Here is a 5978-nt window from a genome sequence, read left to right on the forward strand (position 1 = left end):
CTCCCGAAGGGCGGCTCAAAGCTGGACCACCTCGCCACCATCGCCGCCCCGATCGAGGGCCAGGCGATCGCCTTCGACAAGTCCGCGGTTCGGCCGGCTGATGCCGAAGAGAGCACGATCCGCGAGGTGGTGGCCATGCGCCTGCCAAAGGTGGAGGGGAAATGATCCGTCGCAGCCTGCTGATCCTGGCGCTCTCGGCCCTGGCCGCCTGTTCGAACGGCGGCGACACGCCGGCCGAGAAGCGCGAGCTGAACTTCTCGATCCTCTCCGCCGAGAGCCAGCAGAGCGCGCAGGCCGACTGGCAGCCGTTCCTGGATGACATGTCCAAGGCGCTGGGCATGCCGGTGAAGGCCTACTATGGCTCGAACTACACGGGCCTGATCGAGGCGATGCGCTTCAAGCAGACCGACCTCGGCTGGTTCACCAACCAGTCGGGCCTGGAGGCGGTCCGCCGCGCCGGCGGCGAGGTCTTCGCCCGCTCGGTGAACCCCAACGGCGTCGACGGCTACGAGGCGGTGATCGTCGTTCCGAAGGGCTCAGGCCTGACGCTGGAGAAGCTGCTCCAGTGCGACCGCACGATCGATTTTGGCATCGGCGACGCCAAGTCCACCTCGGGCACGCTCGCCCCCATGACCTACCTCTTCGCGCCCCGCGGCATCGATCCCGAGGCCTGCTTCAAGACGGTCCGCGCCGCCAACCACGAGGCCAACCTCTTCGCCGTCAGCTCGGGCACGGTCGACGCGGCCACCAACAACACCGCTTCGATGGAGCGCCTGGCGATGCTGGAGACGCCGATCGCCAAGCGCACGCTGGCCTCGGTCGAGATCATCTGGCGCTCGCCGCGCATCCCCGAGGACCCGATGGTCTGGCGCAAGGACCTCGATCCGGCGCTCAAGAAGAAGATCGCCGACTTCATGTTCAGCTACGGCGTCGGCGACACGCCCGAGGCGGCCCGGCAGCGGGCGATCCTCGAGCGGATCCAGACCCTGCCGTTCAAGGCCGCCGACGACACCCACCTGCTGCCCGTCCGCGAGATGGAGGCCACCGGCGAGCTGCTGCAGGCGAAGGCGAAGGGCGACGTCGCCGCCGTGGCCAAGGCCGAGGCCGCCCTGGCCGCCATCCGCAAGGAACGCGCCGCAATCGAGCCCGGCTAGGCGAGCGCTGCAACCTCCGCGCTCATCGTAGATTCACTTAGTTCGGATTCGAATACCCGCGTCGTATCTGCCGCCCCCATCAAGCGGCCCCAGGTCGCAAACGCGAGACCTAAGGGGCGCTCATGGCCACGGCATACGTTCAACTCGGCGGCGGTTCTGCGCCGGCCGTCACCGTTAAGATCACTGAAGTCGCCGCAGGCGAGTTCCGGTTCGAGGTCACGCAGTCGGGCGCCGTCGTCGGCGACCTGCGCGGCCTCTTCTTCGACATCGCCAAGGAGTCGCTCGTCAGCGGCGCCGGAACCCAGGCGTCGGTCTCGGCCCTGGTCGCGAAGACTCAGGCGGGTGGCGTGATCGGCCCGGTCACGACGGCGGCCGTGGCGGACGGCGACGACAGCGTCACGGGCGTGGGCGGCGGCGACAACACCATGAACGGCGCGCTCGCCTTCGGCGGCGCAGGTCAGGAAGCCAAGGGTTACGACCTCGGCCTCGAGTTCGGCACGTCGGGCGTGGGCAAGGATGACGTCCGTTCGGCGAGCTTCACCCTGAAGCTGCCCGGCATGAGCCTTACCGATGTGGCCGGCCAGGACTTCGGCGTGCGCATGACCTCGGTGGGCGCCCTCGGCGGCGACCGGGGCGGCTCTGTGAAGCTGACCGGCTCGGCCTTCGTGGCGGTCGAGGACGCGGACGAGAACATCGGCGCCGCAAGCGAGGACACGGTCGTGGCGGGCGACGTGCTGCAGGACACGGTGGCCACCCTGGGCGGCGGCCGCATGACCGAAACCCTGACCTGGGCCTCGCTGGACGGCGGCGCGACGACGTTCGCATTCGGCCAGCCGCAGGCGCTGGGTGCGACCGGCGCGACCATCGTCCTCAACGCGGACGGCTCCTACACCATCGACGCGAACGGCTCGGATGCGCTGAGCGCCGCTCAGAGCTTCCCCTTCGTGGTCACCTACGGGATCGCCCAGACCTATTTCGACGCCGCCGGCCGCAAGGTTGGCCAGCTCACCGAGACCTCCACGCTTTCCTTCGACATCAAGGGCGTCAACGATGTCCCCGTCGTCAGCGGCATGGTGATCGGCGAGGCGGTGGAAGACGCCGCCCCGGTGTCCCTGGACGCCCTGGCGCTGGCCTCGGACGTGGACAACGGCGACGTGCTGAGCGTCGTGGACGTTCCCGCCGCCCTCCCGGCCGGGGTCACCTACGACGCCGCGGCCAAGACCTTCGCCCTTGACCCCAAGGCCTACCAGAGCCTCGCCGAAGGCCAGAAGACCCTCGTCACCCTCAGCTACGCCGTGTCGGATGGCCTCGCCGTCACCCCCGCCACCGTCCAGTGGACCGTCACGGGGACCAACGACGCCCCGGTGGTCGCCGGCCCGGTCGCGGGCCTCGCCACGGAAGACGGCGCCAAGGTCACGCTCGACGCCTTGGCCAACGCCGCCGACGTCGACGCCGGCGACGTGCTGGTGGTGGTTCAGCCCTCGGACCTGCCCCCCGGCGTCACCTTCGACGCCGAGACCCAGACCTTCACCCTCGACCCGACCCACGCGGCCTTTCAGAGCCTGAACGCCGGCCAGAGCACGGTGGTCACCGTCAACTACGGCGTGTCCGACGGCCTCGCCACCACGCCGGCCACCGTTCAGTGGACGGTGAACGGCGTGAACGAGCCGGTGGTCCCGAACCCCGCCATCCCGACGCCGCCGGCGGCCGACCACTTCCCGCTGGCCCCCAAGGACCTGTCGCACGTCACGTTCTATTTCGACCTGACGCCGCAGGACCTGACCGACCAGGCGTTCTTCTTCGCCAAGGTCGAGACCCCCGGCCACGTGAACGACGACCTGGACGCCTGGCAGGCCGGCGCGCTGACCGAGATCCTCGCGCGGAACCCCAACCTGGCGAACGCCCAACTCGTCGGCGCGGCCCTGAAGTACGGCAGCCCGCAGTCCGGCGGCGGCGAGTTCTACTACGGCCTCGACAACAACCTCGATCAGGATGCCGTCCCGACCGGCCATCTGGTCCAGGGTTCGGAGTACAAGGCCTACGCCGGCGGCGTGACCTACGCCTACGACGACCTCTTCTAGGTCTCGTTCCTGAGCAGGAAGTGGCCCCGGAGCGCCGCCACCGGCGTCTCCGGGCTCTCCTGCCAGCACTCGACGTGCACATTGGCGATCCGCCGGCCCACCTTGCGCAGGTCGGCGCGGGCGTAGAGGTCCTGCGCGCGCCCCGGCCGCAGGTATTCGATCGTCACGTCGATGGTCTTGGGCATCCGCCCCGAGGGCTCGGCCACCGCCAGCTGCGCCAGGGCCGTCATCTCCATGAACGCCCCCAGCACCCCGCCGTGCAGCGCCGGGATCAGCGGGTTGCCGATCAGCCGCCGCCGGAAGGGCAGCTTGGCCGTGACCAGCTGGCCCTCGAGGCTCGCGCTCATGCCCAGGAACTTGATGTAGGGTGAGGCGGCCAGGAACGCCTTCAGCGTCGCGGTCTGGTCCATCAGCCCTGGCCCCGGTTCAGGATGAACGCCGCCTGGGCGGTCGCCACCAGGTCGTTGCGGTCCACGTCCCAGGCCTCGGCGCGCACGAAGGCGATCGACCGGGTCAGCTTGTAGCAGTGGGCCTCGGCGGTGACGCCCGTCTTCGGCGCGGCCGGCCGCATGTAGTCGATCCGCAGGTCCAGGGTGGCGATGGGGAAGCTGATCTCGCCGGTGGCGTTCACCGCCAGGCCGCAGCAGTGGTCGAGCAGGGCGGTCACCACCCCGCTGGCGATCACCAGGCTCTCCGGGTCGGCCACCAGGTCGTCGCGCCAGGCCACCGACATCCGTCCGCGGCCCGGCTCCATGGCCTCGAACTTCAGGCCCAGCGCCCGGGCGTGCGGCGCAAGCGTCATCGCCCGGCCCAGCATCTTTCGCAGCGGCTTCATCCGCTCCCGCCTAGGTCCATCCCGCCGCGTCCGTCAATGCGGAGCCGGATCGGCCGTCCTACATTCCACCTTGATGATCCGCCCCCAGGACCTGCTCTGCCCCAAGCCCGAGGGCCTCTACTGCGCCCCCGGCGACTTCTACATCGACCCCGTGCGGCCGGTGGACCGGGCGGTGATCACCCATGGCCACTCCGATCACGCCCGCTCGGGCCACGGCACGGTGCTGGCCACCCCCGAGACACTCGCGATCATGGACGAGCGCTACGGCCGCGACTTCACCGGCCATGGCCAGCCGCTCGCCTATGGCGAGACCATCTCCCACAAGGGCGTCGACATCACCCTGGTCCCCGCCGGCCACGTCCTGGGCTCGGCCCAGGCGGTGGTGCGCTGGCAGGGCCTGACCATGGTCGTTTCCGGCGATTACAAGCGAAGACGGGACCCGACATGTCCGCCGTTCGAGCCGGTGCCCTGCGACGTCTTCATCACCGAGGCGACCTTCGGCCTGCCGGTCTTCCGCCACCCCGACGACGCTGAGGAAGTCGCGCGCCTCCTGCGCTCGGTGGCCCAGTTCCCCGAGCGCAGCCACATCGTCGGCGCCTACGCCCTGGGCAAGGCCCAGCGGGTGATCCGCCTGCTGCGCGAGGCCGGCTGGGACCGCACCATCTATGTCCACGGGGCGCTGGAGCGGCTGAACGCCCTCTATCAGCGGCACGGCGTCGACCTGGGCCCGCTGGCGCCGGCGACCACGGCCGGCAAGCAGGACTTCGCCGGCGAGATCGTCATCGCGCCCCCTTCGGCGATGCAGGACCGCTGGAGCCGGCGCTTCCCCGAGCCGGTGGCCGCCTTTGCGTCCGGCTGGATGCAGATCCGCGCCCGGGCTCGCCAGCGCGGCGTCGAGCTGCCGCTGGTCATCTCGGACCACGCCGACTGGGACGAGCTCACCGCCACCGTGGACGAGATTCGGCCGGGCGAACTCTGGATCACCCACGGCCGGGAGGAGGCGCTGGCCCGCTGGGCCGAGCTGCACGGCGTCCCGGCCCGCGCCCTGGCCCTCGTCGGCTACGAGGACGAGGGCGACGACTAGGAACGCGATGGGGCGCGTGGCGTTGGCTCGGGCGAAAAGGAGCCAAGCCATGTCCGAAGCCCCCAATCCCGGCAGCGCCGGCGGCGAGAGCGGCCCGATGGACCGTCCCCACGGCGAAGGCCTGCCGCCCAAGACCGGCGGCGGCGAGGTGCGCCACATCGGGACCGAGGATTCCCGCGACCCGGGCATGTCCGGCGACGGCGATATCGGCGCCGACGTCCCAGGCGGCATGATCGGCGAGGGCGACGACGGCCGGGACGTCTGAGTTGGCGGCGAAGCTCCGCGGTCCTAGCTTCTGAGCATGCGGGCCTTCGCCGAGCTCCTGGACCGGCTGTCTCTGACGCCGTCGCGCAACGCCAAGCTGACGCTCGTCCGCGACTACCTGCGCGAGACGCCCGATCCGCACCGCGGCTGGGCGCTCGCGGCGCTCACCGGCGACCTCACCTTCTCGGCCGCCAAGCCAACCTTCATCCGCAAGGCCATCGAGGCGCGGATGGACCCCCAGCTGTTCTGGTGGTCCTACGATTATGTGGGCGACCTGGCCGAGGCCGTGTCGCTGTGCTGGCCCAGGCGTCCCGGCGCCAACCGCGAGCCCGACCTGGCCGAGGTGGTTGAGGGCCTGCGCACCGCCTCGCGCGCCGAGGTCCAGCGGCTGATCGAGGGCTGGCTGGACGCTTTGCCGGACCCGCGCGAACGCTGGGCCCTCCTGAAGCTGATGACGCGGGAGCTGCGCGTGGGCCTCACCGCGCGGCTGGCCAAGCGGGCGGCCGCCGAGATGGGCGGCGTCGACCCGGCCGAGATCGAGGAGCTGTGGCACGCGCTCC

Annotated in this window: 6 protein-coding genes and 1 pseudogene; 5 read left to right on the forward strand and 2 right to left on the reverse strand. The window is 70.6% G+C overall.

Going from position 1 to position 5978, the window contains the following annotated elements; translation table 11 throughout:
- The first annotated feature begins 161 nt into the window (after window positions 1-161).
- Window positions 162-1154, forward strand: a complete 993-nt coding sequence (gene phnD, locus RIF93_RS18020; RefSeq protein WP_309092834.1) for a phosphate/phosphite/phosphonate ABC transporter substrate-binding protein — start codon at window positions 162-164, stop codon at window positions 1152-1154.
- Between the two features lie 122 nt (window positions 1155-1276).
- Window positions 1277-3235 (forward strand): VCBS domain-containing protein, encoded by a 1959-nt coding sequence (locus tag RIF93_RS18025; protein ID WP_309092835.1) that lies wholly within the window; start codon window positions 1277-1279, stop codon window positions 3233-3235.
- Here the strand turns inward: RIF93_RS18025 and RIF93_RS18030 are convergent.
- Window positions 3232-3648, reverse strand: a complete 417-nt coding sequence (locus tag RIF93_RS18030) for a PaaI family thioesterase (RefSeq protein ID WP_375163892.1) — start codon at window positions 3646-3648, stop codon at window positions 3232-3234. The two genes, RIF93_RS18025 and RIF93_RS18030, sit on opposite strands and share 4 nt — an antisense overlap.
- Window positions 3645-4070 (reverse strand): PaaI family thioesterase, encoded by a 426-nt coding sequence (locus tag RIF93_RS18035; RefSeq protein WP_309092837.1) that lies wholly within the window; start codon window positions 4068-4070, stop codon window positions 3645-3647. Before RIF93_RS18035 ends, RIF93_RS18030 begins: the two co-directional genes overlap by 4 nt.
- Window positions 4071-4143: 73 nt before the next feature.
- On the opposite strand from RIF93_RS18035, the gene RIF93_RS18040 reads away from it, so the two are divergent.
- The 3 genes and pseudogenes from RIF93_RS18040 to RIF93_RS18050 form a co-directional block, all read left to right on the forward strand.
- Window positions 4144-5154 carry a ligase-associated DNA damage response exonuclease gene (locus tag RIF93_RS18040; protein WP_309092838.1) on the forward strand — a complete coding sequence of 337 codons (1011 nt, stop codon included), beginning with the start codon at window positions 4144-4146 and terminating at the stop codon, window positions 5152-5154.
- 49 nt (window positions 5155-5203) lie between these two features.
- Window positions 5204-5419: a hypothetical protein gene (locus RIF93_RS18045; RefSeq protein ID WP_309092839.1), complete on the forward strand. Its 216-nt coding sequence runs from the start codon at window positions 5204-5206 to the stop codon at window positions 5417-5419.
- 30 nt (window positions 5420-5449) lie between these two features.
- Window positions 5450-5978: pseudogene (locus tag RIF93_RS18050) on the forward strand (ATP-dependent DNA ligase); the annotation flags it as partial.

This window comes from Phenylobacterium sp., assembly GCF_031181185.1.
Taxonomy (GTDB): Bacteria; Pseudomonadota; Alphaproteobacteria; order Caulobacterales; family Caulobacteraceae; genus Phenylobacterium.

Bases quoted from the DNA above. Each gene is read 5' to 3' on its own strand.
- RIF93_RS18045 (WP_309092839.1), top strand. From the start codon at position 5,204: ATGTCCGAAGCCCCCAATCCCGGCAGCGCCGGCGGCGAGAGCGGCCCG.
- RIF93_RS18035 (WP_309092837.1), bottom strand. From the start codon at position 4,070: ATGAAGCCGCTGCGAAAGATGCTGGGCCGGGCGATGACGCTTGCGCCG.
- phnD (WP_309092834.1), top strand. From the start codon at position 162: ATGATCCGTCGCAGCCTGCTGATCCTGGCGCTCTCGGCCCTGGCCGCC.
- RIF93_RS18040 (WP_309092838.1), top strand. From the start codon at position 4,144: ATGATCCGCCCCCAGGACCTGCTCTGCCCCAAGCCCGAGGGCCTCTAC.
- RIF93_RS18025 (WP_309092835.1), top strand. From the start codon at position 1,277: ATGGCCACGGCATACGTTCAACTCGGCGGCGGTTCTGCGCCGGCCGTC.